Source organism: Streptomyces sp. NPDC017676, from assembly GCF_044329325.1.
Lineage (GTDB): Bacteria > Actinomycetota > Actinomycetes > Streptomycetales > Streptomycetaceae > Streptomyces.
Window position 1 is genome coordinate 165621 of sequence record NZ_JBIRJA010000005.1, and the last position, 23986, is coordinate 189606.

At 71.2% G+C, this 23986-nt stretch carries 21 protein-coding genes and 2 tRNA genes; 6 read left to right on the forward strand and 17 right to left on the reverse strand.

What is annotated here, in order from left to right:
• Positions 1 to 185 precede the first annotated feature (185 nt).
• Together ACH4LD_RS12930 and ACH4LD_RS12935 are read left to right on the forward strand one after the other, a co-directional pair.
• Positions 186 to 2387: an elongation factor G-like protein EF-G2 gene (locus ACH4LD_RS12930; RefSeq protein ID WP_398055863.1), complete on the forward strand. Its 2202-nt coding sequence runs from the start codon at positions 186 to 188 to the stop codon at positions 2385 to 2387.
• Positions 2388 to 2610: 223 nt separating this feature from the next.
• A complete protein-coding gene (locus tag ACH4LD_RS12935) occupies positions 2611 to 4257 on the forward strand; it encodes a hypothetical protein (protein WP_132786550.1) in 1647 nt (548 codons plus the stop codon).
• Positions 4258 to 4368: 111 nt separating this feature from the next.
• Here the strand turns inward: ACH4LD_RS12935 and ACH4LD_RS12940 are convergent, their stop codons facing one another.
• From ACH4LD_RS12940 to ACH4LD_RS12955, 4 genes are all read right to left on the reverse strand, one after another.
• Positions 4369 to 4932 carry an HIT domain-containing protein gene (locus ACH4LD_RS12940; protein ID WP_132786549.1) on the reverse strand — a complete coding sequence of 188 codons (564 nt, stop codon included), beginning with the start codon at positions 4930 to 4932 and terminating at the stop codon, positions 4369 to 4371.
• Positions 4933 to 5085: 153 nt separating this feature from the next.
• Positions 5086 to 7062 (reverse strand): threonine--tRNA ligase, encoded by a 1977-nt coding sequence (gene thrS, locus ACH4LD_RS12945; RefSeq protein ID WP_398055862.1) that lies wholly within the window; start codon positions 7060 to 7062, stop codon positions 5086 to 5088.
• A 114-nt stretch (positions 7063 to 7176) separates the two neighbouring features.
• Positions 7177 to 8394, reverse strand: a complete 1218-nt coding sequence (locus tag ACH4LD_RS12950; protein ID WP_398055861.1) for a hypothetical protein — start codon at positions 8392 to 8394, stop codon at positions 7177 to 7179.
• Positions 8391 to 8957: a DUF4365 domain-containing protein gene (locus tag ACH4LD_RS12955; RefSeq protein WP_132786546.1), complete on the reverse strand. Its 567-nt coding sequence runs from the start codon at positions 8955 to 8957 to the stop codon at positions 8391 to 8393. Before ACH4LD_RS12955 ends, ACH4LD_RS12950 begins: the two co-directional genes overlap by 4 nt.
• A 168-nt stretch (positions 8958 to 9125) precedes the next feature.
• Between ACH4LD_RS12955 and ACH4LD_RS12960 the strand changes: the two genes are divergently transcribed.
• Positions 9126 to 9851, forward strand: coding sequence for a 3'-5' exonuclease (locus ACH4LD_RS12960; protein ID WP_398055860.1), 726 nt, complete (start codon positions 9126 to 9128; stop codon positions 9849 to 9851).
• A gap of 54 nt (positions 9852 to 9905) precedes the next feature.
• On the opposite strand, the gene ACH4LD_RS12965 is transcribed toward ACH4LD_RS12960, so the two are convergent.
• The 10 genes from ACH4LD_RS12965 to ACH4LD_RS13010 all read right to left on the reverse strand — a co-directional run bounded on the left by ACH4LD_RS12965 (position 9906) and on the right by ACH4LD_RS13010 (position 19975).
• Positions 9906 to 9977 (reverse strand) — tRNA-Val (locus ACH4LD_RS12965).
• Positions 9978 to 10016: 39 nt separating this feature from the next.
• The gene (locus ACH4LD_RS12970) at positions 10017 to 10463 is read right to left on the reverse strand and encodes an SRPBCC family protein (RefSeq protein WP_398055859.1); all 447 of its coding nucleotides are present in this window, start codon (positions 10461 to 10463) and stop codon (positions 10017 to 10019) included.
• Positions 10464 to 10586: 123 nt separating this feature from the next.
• Positions 10587 to 13325 carry a Tat pathway signal sequence domain protein gene (locus tag ACH4LD_RS12975; RefSeq protein WP_398055858.1) on the reverse strand — a complete coding sequence of 913 codons (2739 nt, stop codon included), beginning with the start codon at positions 13323 to 13325 and terminating at the stop codon, positions 10587 to 10589.
• A gap of 208 nt (positions 13326 to 13533) precedes the next feature.
• Positions 13534 to 14124: a hypothetical protein gene (locus ACH4LD_RS12980; RefSeq protein WP_398055857.1), complete on the reverse strand. Its 591-nt coding sequence runs from the start codon at positions 14122 to 14124 to the stop codon at positions 13534 to 13536.
• Positions 14125 to 14127: 3 nt separating this feature from the next.
• Positions 14128 to 15045 (reverse strand): carbohydrate ABC transporter permease, encoded by a 918-nt coding sequence (locus ACH4LD_RS12985; RefSeq protein ID WP_398055856.1) that lies wholly within the window; start codon positions 15043 to 15045, stop codon positions 14128 to 14130.
• On the reverse strand, positions 15042 to 16001 hold the full coding sequence (locus ACH4LD_RS12990; protein WP_398055855.1) for a carbohydrate ABC transporter permease: 960 nt from the start codon (positions 15999 to 16001) through the stop codon (positions 15042 to 15044). The genes ACH4LD_RS12985 and ACH4LD_RS12990 overlap by 4 nt, the downstream gene beginning before the upstream one ends.
• A gap of 11 nt (positions 16002 to 16012) precedes the next feature.
• Positions 16013 to 17296 carry an ABC transporter substrate-binding protein gene (locus ACH4LD_RS12995; protein WP_398055854.1) on the reverse strand — a complete coding sequence of 428 codons (1284 nt, stop codon included), beginning with the start codon at positions 17294 to 17296 and terminating at the stop codon, positions 16013 to 16015.
• A 401-nt stretch (positions 17297 to 17697) separates the two neighbouring features.
• Complete coding sequence (locus ACH4LD_RS13000; RefSeq protein WP_398055853.1) at positions 17698 to 18717, reverse strand: alpha/beta fold hydrolase; 1020 nt, start codon at positions 18715 to 18717, stop codon at positions 17698 to 17700.
• Between the two features lie 625 nt (positions 18718 to 19342).
• Positions 19343 to 19414: transfer RNA gene (locus ACH4LD_RS13005), tRNA-Val, on the reverse strand.
• A gap of 84 nt (positions 19415 to 19498) precedes the next feature.
• Positions 19499 to 19975: a TIGR02611 family protein gene (locus ACH4LD_RS13010; protein WP_398055852.1), complete on the reverse strand. Its 477-nt coding sequence runs from the start codon at positions 19973 to 19975 to the stop codon at positions 19499 to 19501.
• A gap of 191 nt (positions 19976 to 20166) precedes the next feature.
• Here ACH4LD_RS13010 and ACH4LD_RS13015 point away from each other — a divergent pair, with 191 nt between their 5' ends.
• Together ACH4LD_RS13015 and ACH4LD_RS13020 are read left to right on the forward strand one after the other, a co-directional pair.
• Positions 20167 to 20580: an SsgA family sporulation/cell division regulator gene (locus ACH4LD_RS13015; RefSeq protein ID WP_004002642.1), complete on the forward strand. Its 414-nt coding sequence runs from the start codon at positions 20167 to 20169 to the stop codon at positions 20578 to 20580.
• A gap of 318 nt (positions 20581 to 20898) precedes the next feature.
• Positions 20899 to 21459, forward strand: a complete 561-nt coding sequence (locus ACH4LD_RS13020) for a CGNR zinc finger domain-containing protein (RefSeq protein WP_132786536.1) — start codon at positions 20899 to 20901, stop codon at positions 21457 to 21459.
• A gap of 82 nt (positions 21460 to 21541) precedes the next feature.
• Here the strand turns inward: ACH4LD_RS13020 and ACH4LD_RS13025 are convergent, their stop codons facing one another.
• Together ACH4LD_RS13025 and ACH4LD_RS13030 are read right to left on the reverse strand one after the other, a co-directional pair.
• Positions 21542 to 21694, reverse strand: a complete 153-nt coding sequence (locus ACH4LD_RS13025) for a hypothetical protein (protein ID WP_014671572.1) — start codon at positions 21692 to 21694, stop codon at positions 21542 to 21544.
• Between the two features lie 154 nt (positions 21695 to 21848).
• Positions 21849 to 22301, reverse strand: a complete 453-nt coding sequence (locus ACH4LD_RS13030) for a hypothetical protein (protein ID WP_398055851.1) — start codon at positions 22299 to 22301, stop codon at positions 21849 to 21851.
• A 218-nt stretch (positions 22302 to 22519) separates the two neighbouring features.
• Here ACH4LD_RS13030 and ACH4LD_RS13035 point away from each other — a divergent pair, with 218 nt between their 5' ends.
• Positions 22520 to 23041: a DsbA family protein gene (locus ACH4LD_RS13035; protein ID WP_398055850.1), complete on the forward strand. Its 522-nt coding sequence runs from the start codon at positions 22520 to 22522 to the stop codon at positions 23039 to 23041.
• Between the two features lie 106 nt (positions 23042 to 23147).
• On the opposite strand, the gene ACH4LD_RS13040 is transcribed toward ACH4LD_RS13035, so the two are convergent.
• The gene (locus ACH4LD_RS13040) at positions 23148 to 23972 is read right to left on the reverse strand and encodes a GNAT family N-acetyltransferase (protein ID WP_398055849.1); all 825 of its coding nucleotides are present in this window, start codon (positions 23970 to 23972) and stop codon (positions 23148 to 23150) included.
• Positions 23973 to 23986 lie beyond the last annotated feature (14 nt).

Sequence of the window (23986 nt, forward strand, 5' to 3'; positions counted from 1 at the left end):
CGCGCACGGGGCGTGCGCGACGCGATCGGTGCCGCGTACGCACCTGCGCACCCTTCGCGGTCCTTCGTATGGACGCGACGTGACGGGAGTGGAAAGCTCGAATAACCGCGGGCGTCGCCGGAGCCGCCGCACACGCGGATCCCGCGTGTCCGCGCCCACCCTCACCGTGCACGGGAGGCAGGATCATGGGCGACAAGGCACAGACACACCACCCCGGGGCCGCCGGCAGGGCTCTGGCGGCCGACCGACCCGCGTCCGTACGGAATGTGGTGCTGGTCGGCCACTCCGGCTCGGGAAAGACGACCCTCGTGGAGGCGCTCGCGCTGACCGCGGGGGCGGTGAACCGGGCGGGGCGCGTCGAGGACGGCGGTACCGTCTCCGACCACGACGACATCGAGCACCGGCAGCAGCGATCGGTACAGCTCTCCCTGGTGCCGGTCGAGTGGGACGGCATCAAGGTCAACCTCCTCGACACCCCGGGCTACGCCGACTTCGTCGGTGAGCTCAGGGCCGGTCTGCGGGCGGCGGACGCGGCCCTGTTCGTCGTCTCGGCCTCCGACGGCGTGGACGGCTCGACCAGGATGGTGTGGGAGGAGTGCGCGGCGGTGGGCATGCCCCGCGCGATCGTGATCACGCACCTGGAGGCCGCGCGCGCGGACTTCGAGGAGATGACACGGATCTGCGCCGAGGCCTTCGGCGGTGACGACCCCGACGCCGTCCTGCCCCTGTACCTGCCGCTGCGCGGCCCCGAGGGCCCCGACGGGCACGCGCCCGTGACCGGGCTCGTCGGGCTGCTGTCGCGGAAGCTGTTCGACTACTCGACCGGGGAGCGCAAGGAGTCCGAGCCCGGCGAGGACCAGCTTCCGGACATCGAGGAGGCCCGGAACCGGCTCATCGAGGGGATCATCGCGGAGAGCGAGGACGAGACCCTCATGGACCGCTACCTGGGCGGCGAGCAGGTCGAGGTCAAGACGCTGATCGAGGACCTTGAGCGGGCCGTGGCACGTGGTGCGTTCTTCCCCGTGCTGGCCGCCGCCCCCGCCGCCGAGGGCGCCAGGCAGGGCCTCGGCACGGTGGAGCTGCTGGAGCTGGTCACGCGCGGCTTCCCGACCCCGTTCGAGCACCCGCTGCCCGGCGTCACCACCATCGACGGCGAGCCGCGCGAGCTGAAGCCGTGCGACACGGACGGCCCGCTGGTCGCCGAGGTCGTCAAGACCTCCTCCGACCCCTACGTCGGCCGGCTCTCGCTGGTCCGTGTCTTCTCCGGCACCCTGCGCCCGGACCAGACCGTGCACGTCTCCGGGCACGGCCTCGCCGACCGCGGGCACGAGGACCACGACGTGGACGAGAAGGTCGGCGCGCTGTCCATGCCCTTCGGCAAACAGCAGCGCCCGGTCACCCGCGCCGTCGCCGGCGACCTGGTCTGCGTGGCCAAGCTCAGCCGCGCGGAGACCGGCGACACCCTCTCCGCCAAGGACGACCCGCTCCTGATGGAGCCCTGGCAGATGCCCGACCCGCTGCTGCCGCTCGCCATCCACGCGCACAGCAAGGCCGACGAGGACAAGCTCTCCCAGGGGCTGTCCCGGCTGGTCGCCGAGGACCCGACCATGCGCCTGGAACAGAACCAGGACACCCACCAGGTCGTCCTGTGGTGCCTGGGCGAGGCCCACGCCGACGTCGCCCTGGAACGGCTGCGCAACCGCTACGGCGTCCAGGTCGACGTCGTCCCGCACCGGGTCTCCCTCCGGGAGACGTTCGCGAACCGGGCCACCGGGCGCGGCCGGCACGTCAAGCAGTCCGGCGGCCACGGCCAGTACGCCATCTGCGAGATCGAGGTCGAACCGCTGCCGGGCGGCTCGGGCATCGAGTTCGTGGACAAGGTGGTCGGCGGCGCGGTGCCCCGCCAGTTCATCCCCTCCGTCGAGAAGGGGGTGCGCGCCCAGGCCGCCAAGGGCGTCGCCGCCGGCTACCCCCTGGTCGACGTGCGGGTCACGCTGGTGGACGGCAAGGCCCACTCGGTGGACTCCTCCGACGCCGCCTTCCAGACGGCGGGCGCGCTCGCGCTGCGCGAGGCCGCGGCGGACGCGAGGATCCATCTGCTGGAGCCGGTCGCCGAGGTGACCGTCCTGGTCGGCGACGACTACGTGGGCGCCGTGATGAGCGACCTCTCCGGCCGTCGCGGCCGGCTGCTCGGCACCGAACAGGTGGGCACGGGGCGGACGTTGATCCGCGCCGAGGTGCCCGAGTTCGAGATCGGGCGGTACGCCGTCGACCTGCGCTCGCTCTCGCACGGCACGGCCCGCTTCGACCGGAGTTACGCCCGGCACGAGCCGATGCCGCCGCAGATCGCCGAACGCCTCCGCGAACAGGCCGGGGACGAGGCGTAGGACGAGACGCAGTACACCGGCGCACGACGGGCGCACGGGCGGGCGGCTTCGGCCGTCCGCCCACGCGCTGTCGGTGCAGGCGGATACGCTGATCACCTGGTGTCGTCGTGCCGCAACCGACCGGCAGCCGACCGGTGTCGGCACGACGGCCGGTCCAACAGGTGTGCGGAGCAGGGAAGTCGGGAAGGCCGCAGGAACGGCACCGGCGGCGATGGGGGCGGGAATGTCGTTTGGAACGGAGTGGGACGGGCCCCAGGTACCCGTCTCGGGCGACGAGGGCCAGGCGGCGACCTCCGCGCTGGCCTCCGCGGCGTACCGGGACAGCCCGATCGAGGAGATCAAGAAGGCCGACAACGAGTGGCACCAGTCGACCGTTAAGCCCGGCCGGATCAAGCTGTTCCGGCCCAATCTCGGTGAGGCGTTCTCCCGGGCCCTCGTCGACCGGATGCTGGCCCCCGGCCGCAAGCCGCTCATCCAGTCCTTCGGCTCCGAGCCGCAGTTCGTCGTGGAACACGCCCTGGCCGCCAACAACATCCGCCGGGAGCGCGACAACCGCCTGACCGCCATCACCGTCGTCTGCGGTCTGCTCTTCCTGCCCGGGATGATCGGCTGGCTGCTCGTCTTCCAGCTGCGCACCTTCGTCGCCAGGCGCGACGACAAGCGGGCCGGGGCACTGGCCACCGCGCTCCTGCTGGGCGTCGGCGTGCTCGCCGCGCTGTTCCTGATCAAGATGCCGTTCTCCGGCTTCTGGGCGTGGTACGCCCGCGCGGCCGTGATCGTCCCCGTACTCGGCTGGTTCTGGGCCAAGCAGATCTGCGAGCGCACCGCCAACGACCTGCGGGTGCGCTGGGACGGCCTGCTCTCCGGCACCAGCGTCGGCGCCAAGGTCCCGGAGGCCGTGCCGCGCGGACCCGGCCAGACCGCCGCGGAGGAGCTGCGCCAGTCACTGGCCCGGCTGAGCGCCGAACAGCAGTCGAACTCGGTCTTCTACGCCGGCCCCAAGGGCATACTCGGCATGGGTACCCGCTGGGGCGCCTGGCAGCTCGCCGAGGACCTCGTGCCCGCCGACCCCAGCCGGGAGATCCACCCCTTCCGCAGCTGGGACGTCGTCCGCGCGATCCACGACCAGCTGGCCCTCCTGGAGCGCGGCCCGCTGAACACCGGCGGCTTCCCCAAGCCGTCGATACGGCACTGGATCGTCACCCCGATCGGCGAGAAGGCCACGGCGGTGTCCCGGCCCGAGGGCACCGACGTCGAGGCCTTCCAGGTCAAGCCGCACGCCATACAGGACATCTGCAACAAGCAGCAGTTCGGCAGCGGCGACCGGCACTACCTGGGCGTGCAGTGGACCCTGTGGGACGGCCAGCTGGTCATCACCATGCTGATCACCGTCACCGTGCTGCACGAGACGCTGCGCATCGAGGTCACCGGGCACGCGCTGGGACCGGTGAACTCGCTGTTCACCAGCAAGCCGGAGGCGCCGACCAAGGAGGTCGCCAAGTCCTTCAAGCCCTGGGAGAACCGCACGATCAAGCTGCCGCTGGTCACCACCGACGAGGTGGTACGGCTCGCGGTGCGCGCCCCGCTGACCTGGTACCCGCCGCTGCTGAACTGGCTCGGCGGCTCGCTGGGCCTGCCCGAGCCGTTCGGCCTGCGGCACGCCTGGGCCGACCAGCCGTGGCGCCACCGCTTCATGGCCGACGACGCGCTGCGCGCGGCCACACCGGTGCTGCGCGTGGTCCACTCCGCCGCGATCAAGCTCCTGGAGGAGAACGGCGTGAACACGGAGAAGTTCGGCGCCCGCTCCGCCTTCCTCAGCGGCAACGTCCAGGACCCGATGCCGAAGAAGGCCGACGTCTACGACGCGTAGGCCGCGGCGGTTCGGCCGGTGCGGGTGCGTGGAGGCTCCGGCCACCGGGGGCTGCCGCCCCCGGCCCCCGCATCGGCCGTGAACGGCCTCGTCCTCGAACGCCGGACGGGCTCACGCCGCCGTCGGCCACGCCTCCGCCAGCATCTTCCGGGTGTCCGCCAGGAGCTGCGGCAGCACCCGCGTGTGGCCCACGACGGGCATGAAGTTCGTGTCGCCGCCCCAGCGGGGGACGATGTGCTGGTGCAGATGCGCGGCGATACCGGCCCCGGCGACCGCGCCCTGGTTCATGCCGATGTTGAAACCCTGGGCGCCGGACGCGGTCCGCAGGGCGGTCATCGCCTGCTTGGTCAGCTCCGCCAGCTCGGCGGTCTCCGGCCCGGTCAGATCCGTGTAGTCGGCCACATGGCGGTAGGGCACGGTCATCAGGTGGCCGCCGTTGTACGGGTACAGGTTGAGCACCGCGTACACATGCTCACCGCGCCGGACGATCAGTCCGTCCTCGTCCGACTTGGCCGGGATCGAGCAGAAGGGGCAACCGTCGCCGGCACCCGGGCCGGTCGGCTTGTTCTCGCCCTGGATGTAGGCCATCCGGTGGGGCGTCCACAGGCGCTGGAACGCGTCCTGCGTCCCCACTCCGATCTGCTGCTCCGGCTCACTCGTCATGCTAGGCAGCATATGGCTTCACCCCTTCCCGGCGTGTCGCCGGGGCGGCCGGTCGACGCTCTCCGGCCAAGCTCGGCCGGTGGACGACGACTGCCGTTCGCGGCCGGGGAAGGCGGGAAGGGCCCCCGGGACCGTGATCCCGGGGGCCCTCAGGGCTCAGGCGGTTCAGACCTGGGTCCGCTCCTCGACCACCTTGGCGATCTTCGCGATGGCCTCGTCGAACGGGATGCCGTTCTCCTGGGAGCCGTCGCGGTAGCGGAAGGACACCGAGCCGTTCGACATGTCCTCGTCGCCGGCGATGACCATGAAAGGCACCTTCTGCTTCTGGGCGTTGCGGATCTTCTTCTGCATGCGGTCCGAGGAGGAGTCCACCTCGACGCGCAGACCCTGCTTCTTCGCCGCGGTGGCGAACTTCTGCAGGTACTCCACGTGTGCGTCGCCGATCGGGATGCCGATCGCCTGGACCGGGGCCAGCCACGCCGGGAAGGCGCCCGCGTAGTGCTCCAGCAGAACGGCGAAGAAGCGCTCGATGGAGCCGAACAGCGCGCGGTGGATCATGACCGGGCGCTGCTTGGAGCCGTCCGGGCCGGTGTACTCCAGGTTGAACCGCTCGGGCAGGTTGAAGTCGAGCTGGATGGTCGACATCTGCCAGGTCCGGCCGATGGCGTCCTTGGCCTGGACGGAGATCTTCGGGCCGTAGAAGGCGGCGCCGCCCGGGTCGGGCACGAGGGGCAGGCCCTGCTTCTCGGCGACCTGGCGCAGGGTCTCGGTCGCCTCCTCCCAGACCTCGTCGGAGCCGACGAACTTCTCCGGGTCCTTGGTGGACAGCTCCAGGTAGAAGTCGGTCAGACCGTAGTCGCGCAGCAGGCCGAGGACGAAGGTGAGCGTCTTGTCCAGCTCGTCGGACATCTGCTCACGGGTGCAGTAGATGTGCGCGTCGTCCTGCGTGAAGCCCCGCGCTCGGGTCAGGCCGTGCACGACGCCCGACTTCTCGTACCGGTACACGGTCCCGAACTCGAAGAGGCGCAGCGGCAGTTCGCGGTACGACCGGCCGCGCGCGTCGAAGATCAGGTTGTGCATCGGGCAGTTCATGGGCTTGAGGTAGTAGTCCACGCCCTCGTCGAGCTGCATGGGCGGGTACATGCCGTCGGCGTACCAGTCCAGGTGCCCGGACGTCTCGAAGAGCTTCCCCTTCGTCGCGTGCGGGGTGTAGACGAACTCGTAGCCCTCCTCCTCGTGCCGGCGGCGCGAGTAGTCCTCCATCACGCGGCGGACGATGCCGCCCCTGGGGTGGAAGACGGCGAGGCCGGAGCCGATCTGCTCCGGGATGGAGAACAGGTCCAGCTCGGTGCCGAGCTTGCGGTGGTCGCGCTTCTCGGCCTCGGCGAGGAAGTCCAGGTACGCCTTCAGCTCGTCCTTGGACGGCCAGGCGGTGCCGTAGATGCGCTGGAGCATCGGGTTCTTCTCGCTGCCGCGCCAGTAGGCGGCCGCGTTGCGCATCAGCTTGAACGCCGGGATCAGCCGGGTCGAGGGCAGGTGCGGACCGCGGCACAGGTCCTTCCAGCACAGCTCGCCCGTCTTGGCGTCCAGGTTGTCGTAGATCGTCAGCTCGCCGGCGCCGACCTCGACGTCCGCGCCGTCGTCGTGCGACGCCGAACCCTTGAGGCCGATCAGCTCCAGCTTGTACGGCTCGTCCGCCAGCTCCTCGCGGGCGGCCTCGTCGGTGACGACACGGCGGGAGAACTTCTGCCCGCGCTTCTGGATCTCCTGCATCTTCTTCTCGATGGCCTTGAGATCCTCGGGCGTGAACGGCTTCTCGACGTCGAAGTCGTAGTAGAAGCCGTCCTTGACGGGCGGGCCGATGCCCAGCTTGGCCTCGGGGAAGAGTTCCTGCACGGCCTGCGCCATCACGTGCGCGGTGGAGTGGCGCAGGATGTTCAGGCCGTCCTCGGACGAGATCTCGACGCCCTCGACCTCGTCGCCGTCGGACAGTGCGTACGCGAGGTCCTTCAGCTCGCCGCCCACGCGCGCGGCGATGATCGAGCGCTCGCCCGCGAAGAGGTCGGCGGCCGTAGTGCCCGTCGTCACCACGCGTTCTTCCCGCTCGGAATCGCGTTGGATGATCACACGGACGTCTGACACCGGTCTCTCCTGACTGAAGGTGGGGTGCGGCGCCATACCAGGAGCGCGCGCACAGGCGATCGTACCGACCCCACGGCACCGACCGCGAAACGGTCACCCTCGGTCGCCCTTCCCTCACGCTTCCCCGCACGCCTCCTCGAAGAAGTCGAGGTTCTCCTGGAGGGACTTCAGCAGCCGGTCCCGCTCGGCCTCGTCCACCTGCACGGGGACCACTCCCGAGGCGCCGGTGAGCCTGCGGAAGCCGCCCCGGCGCTCCAGCCGGCCGTGCACGCGGACGGGGAGGCCGACGAGGTGGGCGTGGCCGGCGATGCGGTAGTCCTCCTCGTCGAGGGTGACGCGGACGTGCGGGACGTCGGCGCCGGCGAGGACGCGCAGGCGTACGGTGCCCTCGCCGCCGGGCCCGGAGCGCCGCATGCGGACGACGGCGCCGGTGACGGTGACCGGGACGGAGGGTTCGGCCCGTAGGTAGCGGGCGGCGGCCTCGCGGAGCGCGGGCAGGTCGCCGGGTGAGAACTCGACGGGTTCGGCGGAGGGGGCGCAGCCTTCGGGGACGCCGGTGCCGGGGGCCCAGGCGACGGCGACCCGGGCTCCCTCGGTGCCGTGGACGAGGGCGGCGAGTGCCTCGGTGAGTTCCCGGCTGACGCCGGCCTCGACGGCGCCGTCGAAGGCGTCCATGCCGCCGGTGGCCCGCCGGTAGTCGATGGCCTCGCGGGCCGCGTGGAGGGCCTGGTGCAGGCGGACGGCGAGGGGGCGGCCGGCGGTCACGGGGACGAAGGCGGTGAGGGTGCGGCCCTCGGCGGCGGGGCCGACGAGGACGTCGTCCAGGAGGGCGGCGGCGGAGCGGCGGTGGCGGGCGCCGTAGTAGCCGGCACGCGCGCGCGTGGCGAGCGCGGCGGCGAGCAGCATGTGCCGGGCGGCGCCGCGCAGCTGGTCGTCGGTGGTCCAGGGGGCGGCACCGGCGGGTCCGCTCGGGGTGTCGCGCCACCAGCGAATCTCGTCGCTGGGTACGGCGAGGGAGATCAGGACCTCGCGCGCGGAGGGGGTGTGGCTGCGGGCGAGGGCGTCGAGGGCCTCCGCGAGCAGGTCGTCGCTGTCGGGGAAGGCGCGGCTCTCGGGGACGAGCAGGCTGGTCGCGCCGCCGGCCGGGCCGGGCGGGGTCCAGCGGCCGTACCGGCCGGGTGCTCCGCCGCGCCGCTGCCACCCGTGCCGGCGCAGCAGGGCGCCGAGCACGGCGGGGTCGACGTCGGCGGGCTCGGGCGGCCGGTCCCAGGGGAGGTCGTCGGGGTGCGGCCGGACCTGCCGTACCGGCTCGTCGTAGGGACGGTTCCTCATGGTCTGCCTCCCGTCCCGACCCGCGTCATGATCTCGCAGAGCGCCCGGTCGTCGAAGATGCGCGAGGTCGGTATCCGCACGGTGGTCCGGTTCCGGCCCGTGATGGGGTGGCCGGCGAGGTTGATCCAGTAGCAGCAGTGCCGCAGGTCGAGGCGGTCGTGGCTGGCGCGCAGCCAGTCGCCCTGGGAGCGCGGCACGAGCATGACGACCAGGATCTTGTGCACCGAGACGGGGGTGCGGGCGAGCTTGCGCAGGTGGTCGTTGTCGAGGGTGAAGGAGAAGGAGCGCCCCGGAGGATTCGGCGGGACCTGGTAGGTGGCCTTGAGCTGCACCTTGATCGTGACCTCGTCGTCGACGGTGTGTCCGGGCGCGCTGTGGCTGACGTGCCAGTCGATGCCGTTGTCCGGGAAGGGCTGGGACAGCGAGCAGCCGGCCGCGGCGGCGACCGCGTGCAGATAGCCGACCTGCAGTGTCTCCATGCAGGCGGTGGTGGCGAGCGAGCCGCGAAGGTGACCCGGACGTTCGGGCAGCAGCCCGCCCCGCTCGGGCTGCGCTATGGCCATGACCAACAGCCTTCCAAGGCAAGGGTTTCCCCGCTGTGGGCCGCTGAACTGCAAAGACCCGTACTCCTGTTGTGTCCTCCCGGCGTACGGCGCAAACGGCCCGGGTATCACCAAACGGGCAGAAGACGGAACGTCACCTGCCGTCGGTGAACGAGGAGTTGGGTTGGGATGACGACCTGGTACGAGGGGCCGCTGGCCGCCTTCGACACGGAGACGACGGGCGTGGACGTCGAGACCGACCGGATCGTGTCGGCCGCCGTCGTCGTCCAGGACGCGCCGGGGACCCGGCCCCGGATCACCCGGTGGCTGGTGAACCCGGGTGTGCCGGTGCCGGAGGCGGCGACCGCGGTGCACGGGCTGACGGAGGAGCACCTGCAGCACAACGGGCGCTGGCCGGCCCCGGTGATGTACGAGATAGCCGAGCAGCTGGCCGAGCACGCGGCGCTGGGCCGGCCGCTGGTGGTGATGAACGCGCCGTTCGATCTGACGCTGCTGGACCGGGAGTTGCGCCGGCACCGGGCGTCGTCGCTGGACCGCTGGTTCGAGTCGGTGCCGCTCAGGGTGCTGGACCCGCGGGTGCTGGACAAGCATCTGGACCGGTACCGCAAGGGCCGGCGCACCCTGACGGACCTGTGCGCGCACTACGAGGTGACACTGCAGGAAGCGCACGACGCGGCGGCGGACGCGCTGGCCGCGATGGATGTCGTACGGGCGCTGGGCCGCCGGTTCGCGGCCCGGCTGGAGCGGCTGTCCCCCGCCGACCTGCACACCTTGCAGGCGAACTGGCACGCCGCGCAGGCGCGCGGGTTGCAGGCGTGGTTCGCGCGCAGCGGCTCGGAGGAGGTCGTCAGCACGGAGTGGCCGCTCCGGCCGGAGCTGCCGGCGGCGGCGTGACGGGCTGGCGGCATGAAGAAGGCCGGTCCGCGACGGCGGACCGGCCTTTCCCGGTGGGCGATACTGGGTTCGAACCAGTGACCTCTTCGGTGTGAACGAAGCGCTCTCCCACTGAGCTAATCGCCCGGGAACGCACTGAACAATACAGGTCCCGGCGGGGTTCCTTCAAACCGCTTCCAGGTGGCGCAGCAGTCCGCGCCGTCCGGCCCGCATCATCAGCCGGTGGTTGAGGCGGAAGAGCGGCCGTCCCGGTACGGCGAGCCGCCTGAGCAGGGGCTTGCGGACGCGGACCTCCTGCTCGTACCGGGCGAGGGTGCCGGGGCCGCCGGGGGTGACCGTCCAGCGGGCCCAGCCGTCGATGTCGCCGGACAAGGTGACCTCCAGGACACCGGCGGCCGGGTCCCGGCGGGTCTCCCGCACGGTGGAGGTGAGGGCGTACGGCAGCGCGGACCGGATGGTGATCACACCGGTGCCGTCGTCCCGCCGAGTCACCGCCCGCACCTGCGGCCACCAGCGGTGATAGTCCTCGGCCCGCTCCAGTGCCGCGTACACGGTGGCCGGCGGGGCGGGCAGGGGCCACTCGCTGCGGAAGCGGTAGTGGTTCCAGTCCATGGGTCGAGTGTGCGCGAAGACGTGCGGGGATCTGAGTACGAGTACCCATGCGCCGGACGGTGGCCGGCGTCACACTGGGGGCGCGAGCGCCGCCGCCCGTGCAGCGGCGCTCCCCAGCCCCGGTCAGGCGGGCATCGCGTCGCCGAGCAGGGCCAGGTTCTCGATGGCGGCGAGGCCGTAGAGGGCGGTGTCGTTGGTGGACACCCAGGCCGCCTCGCTCCCCGCGACCAGGGTGGCCGGTCCGGTCAGCTTCTCGGTCTTCCAGGGGGAGGACTCGGTGTAGCCGTCGGAGCCGTAGAACTTGGCCCAGGCCCGCTTGGCGAGGGCCGCGTCGCCGGTCTGTACGGCGGCGTAGGCGTCGAGGCGCGAGTGGCCCTGGAAGAGCAGCAGGCTGCCGAAGTCGGAGCCGTAGCGGGCCTTCTGCTCGGCCTTGGTGGCGTTGAAGTAACGGCAGTAGTCCAGGTAGGCGTCCTTGAACTCCGGCATGTCGACGAGGTGGATCAGCTCGGCGCACAGCTCGTTCAGCCCGAAGACGGCCGAGAGGTGGGACACGGAGACCACCGGCTTGTCGGCGACGGCGAACTTCCCGGTGTCGAGGTCGTACAGGCCGCTGCCCTGGACGAAGCCGTTGGGCTGGGCGGCGATGCCCTCCATGGTGGACAGGACCCGCGCCTTGGCCTTCTTCCACTGGGGGCCCTTGCGTTCCCACTCGGTCAGCCAGGCCGACACCAGGCCGCTCCAGTCGGTGCCGAAGCCGATCGACAGGGCGTGCCGGTCGGGGGTGTAGGGGTCGGTGCGGACCTTGCGCTGCGGGTCGAGGACGAGGAAGGTCTCGTCGGAGTCGACGTTGGCGTGCATGAGGTCGCCGACGCGTTCGTCGGCGGTGAGGAAGTAGTAGAAGCGCCGGTACGTCGTGTTGGCGATGCGCTGCTGCTTGGCGCTGTCGGCGTAGTGCTGGACGCCGTGCCGGGTGCCGAGGCCGGCCCATTTGCCGAGGTGGTAGACGTCGACCTCGCCGGTGTGCCGGGTCATCGCCTCGGCGAAGCGGAAGATGTCGGACCGGCCGCTTCTGAGGTACGCGTACCAGAGCCACAGGTCGGGTGAGAGCTCGGAGTTGTCCCAGGCGTAGCCGCCGATGTCGTAGCGCCACACGTGCCGGGCGGAGTCGTAGGTGTGCATGATGTCGCCGTAGTCCCAGAAGCCGTACCAGCGGCGCGTCTCCACCTGGTCCTTGTAGTAGGTGAAGAGGAAGTCGAGGTGGTCCTCGATCTTCGCCTTGGCCGGGGTGGAGCGGTCCGGCTCGGCGTACAGGCCGGGGCCGAAGACCTTGGCCTTGATGAGCTGCCTGGGCGGGGCGGCGAGCTGGGGCAGCACCCGGACGGCCTGGGCCTGCCGGGCGAGGGTCTCGGCGGCCGGGGTGGAGTCGTTGGCCCAGAAGAGGAGTTCGGAGGTGCGGGCGATGCCGTAGGGGGTGCCGAACCCGGGCTCGTAGTCCTCGTAGGTGATGTTGAGGCCTTCGAGCTGCTCGGCGTAGGTGTCCTGGCCCATGCCGTCGTGGTAGAAGCGCAGGTCCATGGGCTGGGCCTCGGGTGACCAGAGCCAGAGGGTGACGGTGGCGTCGTCGGTGTGGGCGTCGCGGATGTCGAGCTGGGCGGGGAACCTCTCCCAGAAGTCCCGCAGGCCGAAGGAGAGGCCGCCGCTCGTCCCGCCGACGTAGCCGAAGCCGGAGGCCCGCCCGCCGCCGCCGGCGGCGATCCAGCCGTGGCCCTTCTTGGTGCGCTTGCGGACGGTGAAGCCGTCGGCCGAGAGCTGGGAGAGGGTGTAGTCGCCCCAGTGCGGGATGTACTGCAGGCGGGTCGTCACCCGCTGGTCCCAGGTGGCCGGGTCGGGCAGCTTCCTCCCCTCGTACTGCGCGGCCTGCACGGCGGCGCCGGGGTCGCGGCGCAGTCCGGTGATGCCCTGGACGGCCTCGCGGAGCAGGCCGGTGCCCTCGCCGCCGAGGCGGATGTGCCGGTCGTAGGGGGCGTCGCGCATCGGGACGGTGAAGCGGACGCCGAGGCCGCGGACGAAGTCGCCGGATGCCTTGCCGGGTTCCTGGCTGCCGTCGTAGGTGATGGTGTGCACCATGCGGAAGGAGTCGGAGCCGGCGTGGAAGTAGAGGCGGAGGGAGAACGGCAGCCAGCCGCGGTCGCCCTTGCGGTGCTTGCCGTCGACGCGGACGACGGCCCGGACCGGTCCGTCCTGTTCGACGGTGACCCCGGAGATCGCGCCGTCGAACCGCTCGGTCCTGACCGTGCCCTGGTCCTCGTCCTCGATCTCGGGCTGCCGGATCAGGACGAGCCTTCCGTTCCTGGCGATCTCCGTGGACCCGCGGGTGACGGACTTGACGATCGTGGACCCGTTCGTGCCGATCTTCGCGGTGATGACGCCGGTGGAGACGGCGATGGTGCCGCCCCTCCTGTCGACGGTCACCCTCTTCGCGGGTTCGGCGGGGGTGCCCGGCGTGAGCGTGAGCTTGCCGTTGCCCGAACTGACGGCGTGGGCCGTCCACTTGAGGGAGCCGTCGGGCCAGTAGGCGAGCGGCCAGGTCTGGACGGGGACGGTCTTGCCGTCGGCGTCCGTGACGGCGAAGGTCTGGTCCTCCTGGTGGACGCCCATGGGCCAGGGCACGCCCACGGTCGCGCCGGGGGCCGCGCCGAGGCCGCCGTCCTCCAGCCAGTCCAGGGTCACCGGGTCGGCGCCGTCGCCGGCGGCTCCGGGTGCGGCCTCGGCACTCCTGGTCCCGAGTGCCCAGCTGAACTGGGCGGCGGCTCCGGCGACGGCGGCGGCCTTGAGGAGGGACCTGCGGGGGATGGGAGACATGAGAGTGGCGGCCTTCCTTCCGTACGGTTCTAGTCAGGGGCATGACAGAGAAGGGGACGGTGCTCGGGGCACCGGCCTTGAGTGACGGGCACCGGTGGTCCAGCGGTGCCCGGAACCACCGGCGGGCTCAGCGGCACCGGAACCACCGGCGGACTCAGCGGCACCGGAACCACCGGCGGACTCAGCGGCACCGGAACCACCGGCGGACTCAACGGTTCCGGTACCGCTCCTCGACGGCGACGGCCGCCGCGGTGACGGCTCCCAGCACGGGGACCGCCAGCGGGGCGATGAGCATGGCTGAGGTGCAGGTCAGAACGGCTCCGCCGATGAGCAGGAAGGAGCCGGCGGGGTCCCGGACGGTCCGCCGTCCGGCGTCGGAGAGCAGCACCCGCCAGCGCTCCCCCGGCGTCCAGACCGCCGCCGCCCGCAGTCCGGCCACGGCCAGCCCGAGCAGCGCGAACAGTCCCACGGCCCCGATCAGCGGTCCGCCGGGCAGCCCGGCCCGCACGGCCTGGACGTCCACCCAGCCGAGCAGCGCGGCGATCCACCCGGCGGCACCGACCGCCCATCCCCCGCGCAGCGCGGACCGGAAGTCGGCGGCGAACTCCCGCCATCCACCGCCCCGCTGGGCGATGCGCCGGCGCAGGTGCCGGGCACCGGCGGCGAACGCGCCCGGGTAGGTGACGACCCCGAGGGAGGCGACCGCGATCCACACCCCGGTCAGCAGGCACTCGGCGAAGATCCCGAAGCGCTCGGCGAGCAGGGACTCCCGGCGCGGCTTCACCCGTGCTTCGGACATCGCTCAGCCCTTCAGTCCGGAGGTCGCCATGCCGTCGATCAGATAGCGCTGGAAGGCGAGGAAGAACAGCAGCACGGGCAGCAGCGCGACGAGCGACATCGCGATCATGCCGCCGTAGTTGGCGGCCACGCCGTCGGAGTCGCGGAACATCATCAGGCCCAGCGAGACGGTGTACTTACCGGGCTCGTTGAGGTAGATCAGCGGGCCCATGAAGTCGTTCCAGGCGTTGATGAAGGTGAAGATCGCGCTGGTGATGAGTGCGGGCCGGCACAGCGGCAGCACGACCGACCAGTAGATGCGCAGGTGTCCGCAGCCGTCGAGACGAGCGGCCTCGTCCAGTTCACGGGGCAGGTTCCGCATGAACTGCACCATGAGGAAGACGAAGAATGCCTCGGTGGCGAGGTACTTGCCGATCAGGAGCGGCACGTAGGTGTTGACCAGCTCCAGCTTCTGGAACATCACGTACTGCGGGATCAGCAGCACGTGGTACGGCAGCAGGAGCGTGCCGATCATGAGGGAGAACAGCAGGTTGCGCCCGGCGAACCTGATGCGCGCGAAGGCGTACGCGGTCAGTGAGCAGGAGATCAGGACGCCGACGACCGCTCCGCCCGCGTAGAAGAGGGAGTTCTGGAAGAACGTCCAGATCGAGATGTCCGCGATGCCGTCGGCGAGGCCCTTGAAGTTGGACAGGATCGGCCGGGACGGGAACAGCGTGAGGCTGTTGATGATGTCCTTGCTCGGCTTGAAGGAGGCGCCGACCACCCAGACGACCGGGTAGAGGATGACGGCCAGGATCAGCAGGGCGCCGAGGTGCCAGGTGAGGGAGCCGGTGCGCCGGCGGATCGGCGGGGACGGCTTGGTCGTGGTGGATGGGGGTGGTACCCCCGGTTCGAACGGAGCCGAGAGATCGGGGGAGCTCACCGGGCGTCCTCCTCGTAGTGCACCCACTTCTTCTGCGACCAGAAGAGGACGGCCGTCACCAGGGCCACGGCCAGCAGCAGCATCCAGGCCATGGCGGAGGCGAAGCCCATCTGGGAGTTCTTGAAGCCCTGCTGGTAGAGGTAGCAGGTGTAGACGAGCGTGGCGTCGGCCGGTCCGCAGTAGGTGTTGGAGACGACGTAGGCCGAGCCGAAGATCTGGAAGGAGTGGATGGTCTCCAGCAGCACGTTGAAGAAGAGCACCGGGGAGATCATCGGCAGCGTGATGTTCCAGAACTTCCGGAAGGGCCCGGCGCCGTCCATCTCGGCCGCCTCGTACAGCGCCCTGGGCACCTGCTTGAGCCCGGCCAGAAAGATGACCATGGGCGCCCCGAACTGCCACACGGTCAGCGCGACCAGGCAGTACAGCACCCAGTCGGCGTTGCCGACCCAGCCGCCGACGTGGAAGCCGAGGAAGGTCTGCGTACGGTCCACGACCGCGCCGTCGGAGAACAGCGACCGCCAGACGAAGCCGACCGAGACGCTCGCGCCGATGAGCGAGGGGGCGTAGAAGGCGGCCCGGTAGAAGGCCTGTCCGCGGCGGCTCTGGGCGAGGAGCAGGGCGACGCCGAGGGCGAGCAGCAGCTTCAGCGGGGTGCCGACGACGACGTACTTGGCCGTCACCTCCACCGACTTCTGCCATCTCGGGTCGTCGAACATCTTGGTGAAGTTGTCGAACCCGACCCACTTCGGGGTGGTGAAGAGGTTGTAGTCGGTGAAGGCGAAGTACAGCGAGGCGATCATCGGGCCCGCGGTGAGCAGCAGGAAGCCGGCGATCCACGGGGACATGAAGAGGTAGCCGGCGAGGTTCTCCCGCCGCCGGCCCGGCCGCCGCGTCCTCGCGGTGGCGGCCGGGCGTGCCGCGCGGGTCGCGGGCACCGAGTCCTTGACGAGCGTCACGGCGGTCCCCCTCAGGCCTGGAAGGCGGCCTCGGCCTCGGTGAAGAACTGCTTCACCGCGTCCGCGACCTTCGCCTTGCCCTGTCCGAGGTCGCCGCCGATGCGCAGGAAGGCGGCCTCGATGGTGTCGGCACCGGAGGGGTGCGGGGTGATCGTGCCGAGGACGCCGGACTTGGCGGTGTCCTCCTCGTACTGCGCGATCTCCTTGTTGACCGCGTCGGTCGGCTTGTAGGCCTCGTACTGCTCGGTGCTCGCGAGGATGCCCCGGTCGTAGCCCATGATCTTGCCGACCCGGGGGTCGTGGACCATGAAGTCGATGAACTGTGCGACTTCCTTGGGGTGGGAGGTGCGGGCGGAGGCGCTGAGCATCAGGGAGGCGAGGTACTGGCCGGTCTGCTTGCCGTCCGTGGTGGGGATCGGTGCCAGGCCGTACTCGCTGTCGCCCTCCGCGGAGTAGCGGACGGTGAAGTTGTCCCAGGTGAACTCGGAGGCGCCATGACCGGCGGACAGCGAGGACTTGGGCTGGTCCTGCGAGACGACCTTCGGGTCGGTGACGTGGCCGGCCTTGACCCGGTTGTAGCCGTCGGTCCACCACTCGGTCAGGTCGGCCTTGTCGAAGCCGAGTCCGTCGTCGGTGAAGAACGCCTTGCCGTTCTGGCGGAGGTAGAGGTCGTACAGGTACATGATGGTGAAGTAGCCGGTGTCCCCGGGGACCTTCGTCCGGTCGTGGATGGTCTTCAGGGCCTTGAAGTACTCGTCCCAGGTCCAGCCCGGCCGCGGCTCGACGCCCGCCTTCCGGAAGACCTTCTTGTCGATGACGAGCGCCATGGTGTTGGAGCCGACGGGAACGCCGAGCTGCTTGCCGTCGACCTCGCCGACCTTCGTGACACCCTCGCGGAAGTGATCCAGGCTCAGATTTCCGGCCTGCACCTGTGACTTCAGATCGAGAAGAATTCCTCGCTTGTCGTACTTCCTAAGGAATGTGACGGCGTTTTGGAAAACGTCCGGGGGATTTCCGCCGGCGGCCTGCGTCTGGAACTTCTCCCAGAACGACTGGTACGTCTGGAAGTCCGTCTTGACCTTGATCTTCGGGTACTTCTCCTCGAAGAGCGCGATGCTCTGGTTGATCTTCTTCGCCCGCTCCTCGGCACCCCACCAGGAGTAACGGATCGTCACCGTCCCGTTCCCGGAGCCGCTGTCGCCCCCGCACCCGGTCGTCGCGGCGAGCCCCAGCGTGGCCGCCGACGCCCCGGCCGCCTTCAGGATCGTACGCCTGTCAAGATTCCTGGTTCCCACAGTCGGGCCCTCCCCGCAGCATCGTCGCCGCGCGCCGCATGAATCGTTTCAAGTAAGCGCTTGCTGGCACAAGTTACGGAGGGGTCCGGGGTGCGTCAATGATTCGGACAGGATTTTCTTCCGGGCGGCCGGGGCGACGGGTCGGCCTGCCGGCGGTTCCGCCTGGTGGGGGTGGGGGTGACCGGCAGGCCGAACGTGGGGGGCGGACGGGGCGGGGCGATCGGGACGCCGTGGGTCCGGGAGGTGGGGGGCGGGTCGGCAGGCCGCGGGTCGGTGACGTGGGGGCGGAGGCGGGCCGGCGGAGCGCAGGCCCGTGAGGCAAGGTCGGAGACAGGCCGGCTGACTCGCGGCACGCGGAATTCCGTCACCCAGCAGCCCGCAGATCTGATAGGTCAGGCCGGTCAGGCCGGCAGGGACGCTAGCCAGTCGAGCAGGATTCGGTTCGTCTCGTCCGGGCGTTCCTGCTGGACGAAGTGCCCGCATCCGTCCAGGATGTGCGAGCCGGACAGCCCCGGCAGGGTGTCGGGGAATGCCTTCAGGGCGTCGGCCAGCCAGGCGAGGGAGGCGTCCCGCTCGCCCCCGATGAACAGCGAGGGCTGCGTGATCTGGGCGCCCGCCTGATCGGCCAGGTCCGCCCAGTCCCGGTCCATGTTCCGGTACCGGTTCAGGGCCCCGGTCATTCCGGTCCGCTCGAACTCCCCGGCGTACACGTCGAGGTCCCGCTCGCCCAGCCAGGACGGCAGAACACCGGTGGGGAAACGGTCACGCAGAGTGCCGCCGCGGCTGACGGAGTACGGGGCCGGGGCGTCCGGCCCGGGCATGGTGTCGGCGGACAGGGCCGCGTAGAAACCGGCCAGCCACCCGCGCACATCGGGCTCGATCTCGGCCTCCGCGCGGCCCGGCCGCTGGAAGTACGAGACGTAGAACTCCTCCCCGGCCCCGGCCCCGTCCCCCTCCTCGGTCCCCTCCCCCGCCATCGCCGCGAAGACCTCGCTGGGCCGTGGGCCACCCGGCGGGGTGTACGGCACGCTCAGCAGACCCACGGCCCGGAAGACGTCCGGCCTGGTCAGGGCCGATACGGCGGCGATCGACGCGCCCCAGTCGTGCCCGACGACCACTGCCGACCGCTCGCCCAGTGCCTCCACCACGGCGACGTTGTCCGCGACCAGGTCCAGCATCCGGTACGCGTCCACCGACTCCGGCCTGGACGAACGGCCGTAACCCCGCACGTCGATCGCCACCGCCCGGTAACCGGCGGCGGCGAGCACTGGCAACTGGTGACGCCAGGCGTACCAGGACTCCGGGAAGCCGTGCAGGAGCAGCACGAGCGGGCCCCGGCGTCCTTGCTGCACGGCGTGGGTGCGACCGGCGGGGGTGGGGAGGAGGAGGTGGGTGGCAGCGCTGGGGGTGCTGGGTGACATGGGGCCTCCTGATGGTGGGATGCCTACGTGGACCGGAGCTGCGGTGTCGGTGGTGCCGGGGGCGTCGGTTGCCGGGGGCTGGGTGCAGGTGAGGTTGCGAGGGCCGGTGAGGGCCGGATGGGTCGGGAGAGGTCAGGATGGGCCGGCGGAGGGCCTTCAGGTTTGCGGAGCCGGCGAGGCGGGGGCGGAGGCGGTCAGGACGCTCGATCGGGTGACGGTGGACGATCTTCGGTCGGGACGTACGGTCGGTGACGGAGCCACGCTGGCCGTCGGCGCAAGCCTCGCCGTCGGCGCCAGGCTCACCGTTGGGGCCGGCCTCGCCAGTCGGCGTCAGCCTCGCCGTCGGCGCCGGGCGACGTGGTCCTCGGGCTGCGGCCGCCGCTCTTGACGGTGGGCGCGGGCGGGCCGGTGTCCGGCGGCCTGCGCTCGGGCTGCCGGGCGGGGCCCGCGTCACGATGATCCGGTGGGGGGCCCGGCGGGCACGAGAGTTGTTGCCGTTTCGGCAAAGCGTGCGAGTGGCCGCGAGTGCCCGGGACCCGGGCCCACCTGCCTCGCACTCGCCGCCGGCAGGGCGCGCGAACGCCGACGGCCCACCTGCTGGTCGCAGATGGGCCGTCGGTCCGGGTGGGCGATACTGGGTTCGAACCAGTGACCTCTTCGGTGTGAACGAAGCGCTCTCCCACTGAGCTAATCGCCCGGGCGCAGGAAGAACATTACCGCATGTCAGGGGGTGCTTCCGACCGGGGCCGGGCCGCGGGGGCGGTCCGCCTCCGGAGCCGCGTCACTGGTCCTTGATCTTCCACGGCATGACGAGGCCGAACTTCCACAGGTAGATCCCGGCGAGCACGCCGATGATCACCAGGCCGATCACGGTCAGTGTGATGTTGCGGCGGCGCACCTTGGGGTCGAGGGCCCGGTGGGCCGCCTCGGTGACCTTGCGTTTGGTCCAGCGGAGCACGAGCTGGGCCCAGACGAACTCGGTCGCCCAGATGGCCATGCCCCCGAAGATCACCACCCAGCCGGGCCCGGGCAGCGGCAGCATGACGATCCCCGCGCCGACCACCGCGAGGCCCACCACGAAGACCCCGACCTGCCAGCTCAGGTGCAGGAGCCGGCGGGACTTGATGAACTCCGGCGCCCGTGAGCCGAGCCCGCGCTCGGCCTCGCGCCCGGTCTCCTGCCCTGCCCCGGGCCGGTCCGTCCCCGCCTTGTCCGCTGCCACGGCGACCTCGCCCGGCTCGTCACTCCCCGTATTCATACAGACAAACCCTACCCGAGTGAATCCAGTCACCGGAATGGCCGTAGGACTGGTACGAGTTCTCGGCCGGAAGAGTTACGTAAACACACGCAAAACCCTCAGAGGGGTTTACAACGGCACCGTAGGTGGCATGTCGATTTCGCCGACGTGCGAATCCCCGAGCGCACACTGAGCGAAAGGCCCTGGCGCTTATGAACACCACGGTCAGCTGCGAGCTGCACCTGCGCCTCGTTGTGTCGAGCGAGTCCTCCCTGCCTGTCCCCGCAGGCCTGCGGTACGACACGGCCGACCCCTACGCCGTGCACGCCACCTTCCACACCGGAGCCGAGGAGACCGTCGAGTGGGTGTTCGCCCGCGACCTCCTCGCCGAGGGGCTGCACCGGCCCACCGGCACCGGCGACGTCCGCGTCTGGCCATCCCGCAGCCATGGTCAGGGCGTCGTCTGCATCGCCCTCAGCTCCCCGGAGGGGGAGGCGCTGCTTGAGGCCCCGGCGCGGGCCCTGGAGTCCTTCCTGAAGCGAACCGACGCCGCCGTGCCGCCCGGCACGGAACACCGGCACTTCGACCTGGATCAGGAGCTCTCGCACATCCTGGCGGAGAGTTAGGTCGCGGCCCTTCCGAGCAGCCCGGCGCCGTCCACTCGGGGAGACGGCTCGGGCCAAGACAACCGCATACGGCACAGGCAGGCGCCGTCACCGTGAGCCTCACGGAGGCGGCGTCGGGCCGTGCACGGCCGGCTGCGTTCCGTGTGCGGCCGACCGCGCTGCGTCCGGGCGGCCCGGCCCGGGAACCCCCGGAGGATCAGCGGCGTCCTACCGGCAGGCGAGAGGTCGGGCACACACGGGTGCGGCGGGCGCTGTTGTCGCTACCATCGGCCAGCATCGGCGGGCGTCCGCCCGACCCCCCAGGCCAGGGAGCGAAACGTGCTGATCACCCACGACACCCGGTGCGCCCTCGACACCGTGGTGGATCTGGTGAACACCGCGCCGGAGGACGACGCGACGGCGGACGGACTGCCCGATGTCCCGGCTCTTGCGGATTTCGTACGAAACCACAAGATGAGCGATGTCGGCGTGCTCTCGGAGTTCGACCTCTCCGCGGTGCGCAGGGTCCGGGCGCGGTTCGCGGCGATCTTCGCGGCCCCGGACGCCCGGTCCGCCGCCATGATGATCAACGAACTGGTCGCCGCGGCGGGGACCACGCCCCGGCTGACCGACCATGACGGCTACGACTGGCACGTGCACTACTTCGCGCCGGGCGCCTCCGTGGCCGACCATCTCGCGGCGGACTGCGGGATGGCACTCGCCTTCTTCGTGGTGGCCGGTGAGCAGGAACGGCTGCGGCGCTGCGAGGCGCCGGACTGCCGGCGCGCCTTCGTGGATCTGTCGCGCAACCGCTCGCGCCGCTACTGCGACAGCCGCACCTGCGGCAACCGGCTGCACGTCGCCGCCTACCGGGCCCGGCGCAAGGAGGCGACGGGCTGAGGGGACGGCGGCCGAGGTGTCCTCCGCCCGGTCCGGTGCGACGTCGGTCCCGGCGGGTGGCGCCGGGACGGACGTGTACGGCTCACAGCAGCAGCAGGTCGTGCAGCGCAGCCATGAGCAGCAGACACCCGATCACCGCAAGGAAGATCATCAGCGGTGGCTGGGAAAGGGCGAAGAGGCATCCGCGCGGCTCGTCCTTCGGCGGCGCGGCCTCGCTCTGTTGCGTGTCCAGCATCTCGCGGCCGATGATGGCGCACGCGACGGGTCATACGCGATCAACGCTCAGGGATCTTGCGGGACTTCGCCAATAGCGCGAGGTCTCGTTCGGCTCGTGAACGATTCCGGACGTCCTGGGACCCACTGTGTCGTTTCAGCGAGTCATGTGACTGTCATATGCCGTGCTTCTTCAGGATGGCCTCGATGTCGCTGAAGTCCTCGGCCTGATCGGCGGCCCGGGGCGCGCCGGCCCGCGGTCCGGTCGTGGGGCGCCCCGTGGACCGGGGTGCCCCGCCCAGGGACGGCGCCGAGGCCGCGGGCGCCACCGCGTCCCGCTCGGCCCGCCCGGCCGCCTTGCGCCCGGCACCTCCGCGCCGTCGCTCCACGGCGCGCGTGCCGGCGAACAGCAACCAGGCCGCGCCCAGCACTCCGAAGCCCGCCCAGGCGGTGGGGCTCAGGGCGGTGTCGGCGAGCCAGCCGACGACCCCGGTCATGACCAGGCCGACCGGCACCAGCGAGTAGGCCGCGAGGCGGGCCGCGGCCAGGTAGCGCTTGCGGTAGGCCGTGACCACCGCGATACCCAGGCCCGCCGCCGACACCGCGGAGCAGACTGTCTCGGCAATCATCCGTCCTCCTGGCGGGCTCGTTCGTCGCTTCCATCGTGCACCGCCCGGCCCCCGCGGTGCCATGCCCGGGCCAGACATCAGGGACATCTCCGGGTCACCTCCTACTGGAGTGCCGGTCCTGGTCCGGTGCCCACAGCGCCGGTCGCCGCCCCCACCGGCCGGCGCGACCCCCAGGTCCCGATTGGGTCGCCCGGTCCCGGCCTGGAAGACTGGTGGGCATGAGCGACTCCTCCCCCGCACGCACCGAAGCCCCCGTCCTGGAGGTCTGGTGCGAACTGCAGTGCCCCGACTGCCGCACCGCCCTGGACGACGTCCGCGCCCTGCGCGCCCGCTACGGCGACCGGCTGGAGCTGCGGCTGCGGCACTTCCCGCTGGAGAAGCACAAGCACGCCTTCGCCGCCGCCCAGGCCGCCGAGGAGGCGCTGGAGCAGGGCAAGGGCTGGCCGTACGTGGAGGCCGTGCTGGAGCGGGTGGCGGAGCTGGACCGTCAGGGAGAACCCTTCCTGGTCGAGGTGGCCCGGGAACTCGGCCTGGACGCGGAGGAGTTCGACACCGCGTTGATCGACGGCCGGCACATCCTCGCCGTCGACGCCGACCAGGCCGAGGGCAAGGCGATCGGCGTGACGGGTACCCCGACGTACGTCATCGGCGGCGAGCGCCTCGACGGCGGCAAGAGCCAGGAGGGCCTGCTCGAACGCATCGAGGAGATCGCGGACCGGCTGCTCGCCGACCAGGCCTGACCGAGGGCGGGGGAAGGGTCCGGGGCAGCGGCTCCGGGGGCTCGGCGGCGCGGGCGCCGTCGCGCGAAGGCGCGCGGCACCGGCACGCGGCAGAGACCCCGCCGTCCTACAGCAGGGGCTTGCTCAGGGAATGGGTCACCGTCTCGTAGCCGAGTGACGCGTACAGCCGCTCGGCCGGGGTGTTGCCCGCGAACACGTTGAGGCCGAGGACCGTCCGGCCGGCCTCGATCGCCTGGCGTTCCGCCAGCAGCATGAGCGTCCGGCCGTGGCCTCGCCCGCGGTGGGCGGCGTCGGTCTCCACGTCGAAGACGTACGCCCTGGCGTCCTCCAGGGACAGCCAGAGGGTGCCCACCCGGACGCCCTCGTGCTCCAGCACGCTGAAGAGCACGCCCTCGGTGGCGAGTCCGTGCGGCAGCAGCCGCGCGTGGTCGTCGCGGGCCTTGGCCCGGGCCGCGGCCTCGGGGACGCCCCGCCCGATCCACCCGCGCGCGTACCGCTCGCTCTCCGCCTCCCGCCAGGCGGCGAACTCCGCCTCGGTCATGGGGCGCGCGTGGCTGCCCGGCGGCAGCACGGGCGGGGTGGCACCGAGGCGCTTCTCCATGCCGCGGTTGCGCACCGTGTAACCGAGGGCACCGAACAGGCGCAGCGCGGCGTCCGCCGTGGCGGGCACCACCGCCTCCATCTGTACGCAGCCCCAGCCCCGGGCCACCTCCTCCGCGGCGAGCGCGGCCACCGTGCCCCGGCCGCGCCGCCGGTCGGGCTCGGTGATCCGCAGATCGACGACGCGGGCCACCGAGGCGCCGAGGGACGGCGAGGTGCCGAGGTGGATCTCGCCGACGGGGCGGCTGTTCACGCAGACCGCGTAGCGGCGGGAACACGATCCGTCGGGGTGCTGCTGGAGCGGCTCGGCCGGCCGCAGGGTCGTGGTCATCACAGGTGTTCTAC

What these genes read in the sequence shown, in the direction of transcription:
- ACH4LD_RS12960 (WP_398055860.1), top strand. Translation starts at nt 9,126, where the DNA reads ATGACGACCTGGTACGAGGGGCCGCTGGCCGCCTTCGACACGGAGACG.
- ACH4LD_RS13025 (WP_014671572.1), bottom strand. Translation starts at nt 21,694, where the DNA reads ATGCTGGACACGCAACAGAGCGAGGCCGCGCCGCCGAAGGACGAGCCG.
- ACH4LD_RS13035 (WP_398055850.1), top strand. Translation starts at nt 22,520, where the DNA reads ATGAGCGACTCCTCCCCCGCACGCACCGAAGCCCCCGTCCTGGAGGTC.
- ACH4LD_RS13015 (WP_004002642.1), top strand. Translation starts at nt 20,167, where the DNA reads ATGAACACCACGGTCAGCTGCGAGCTGCACCTGCGCCTCGTTGTGTCG.
- ACH4LD_RS12975 (WP_398055858.1), bottom strand. Translation starts at nt 13,325, where the DNA reads ATGTCTCCCATCCCCCGCAGGTCCCTCCTCAAGGCCGCCGCCGTCGCC.
- ACH4LD_RS13030 (WP_398055851.1), bottom strand. Translation starts at nt 22,301, where the DNA reads ATGATTGCCGAGACAGTCTGCTCCGCGGTGTCGGCGGCGGGCCTGGGT.
- ACH4LD_RS13010 (WP_398055852.1), bottom strand. Translation starts at nt 19,975, where the DNA reads ATGAATACGGGGAGTGACGAGCCGGGCGAGGTCGCCGTGGCAGCGGAC.
- ACH4LD_RS12955 (WP_132786546.1), bottom strand. Translation starts at nt 8,957, where the DNA reads ATGGCCATAGCGCAGCCCGAGCGGGGCGGGCTGCTGCCCGAACGTCCG.
- ACH4LD_RS12950 (WP_398055861.1), bottom strand. Translation starts at nt 8,394, where the DNA reads ATGAGGAACCGTCCCTACGACGAGCCGGTACGGCAGGTCCGGCCGCAC.
- ACH4LD_RS12935 (WP_132786550.1), top strand. Translation starts at nt 2,611, where the DNA reads ATGTCGTTTGGAACGGAGTGGGACGGGCCCCAGGTACCCGTCTCGGGC.
- ACH4LD_RS12980 (WP_398055857.1), bottom strand. Translation starts at nt 14,124, where the DNA reads ATGTCCGAAGCACGGGTGAAGCCGCGCCGGGAGTCCCTGCTCGCCGAG.
- ACH4LD_RS12930 (WP_398055863.1), top strand. Translation starts at nt 186, where the DNA reads ATGGGCGACAAGGCACAGACACACCACCCCGGGGCCGCCGGCAGGGCT.
- ACH4LD_RS13000 (WP_398055853.1), bottom strand. Translation starts at nt 18,717, where the DNA reads ATGTCACCCAGCACCCCCAGCGCTGCCACCCACCTCCTCCTCCCCACC.
- ACH4LD_RS12970 (WP_398055859.1), bottom strand. Translation starts at nt 10,463, where the DNA reads ATGGACTGGAACCACTACCGCTTCCGCAGCGAGTGGCCCCTGCCCGCC.
- ACH4LD_RS12940 (WP_132786549.1), bottom strand. Translation starts at nt 4,932, where the DNA reads ATGCTGCCTAGCATGACGAGTGAGCCGGAGCAGCAGATCGGAGTGGGG.
- ACH4LD_RS13040 (WP_398055849.1), bottom strand. Translation starts at nt 23,972, where the DNA reads ATGACCACGACCCTGCGGCCGGCCGAGCCGCTCCAGCAGCACCCCGAC.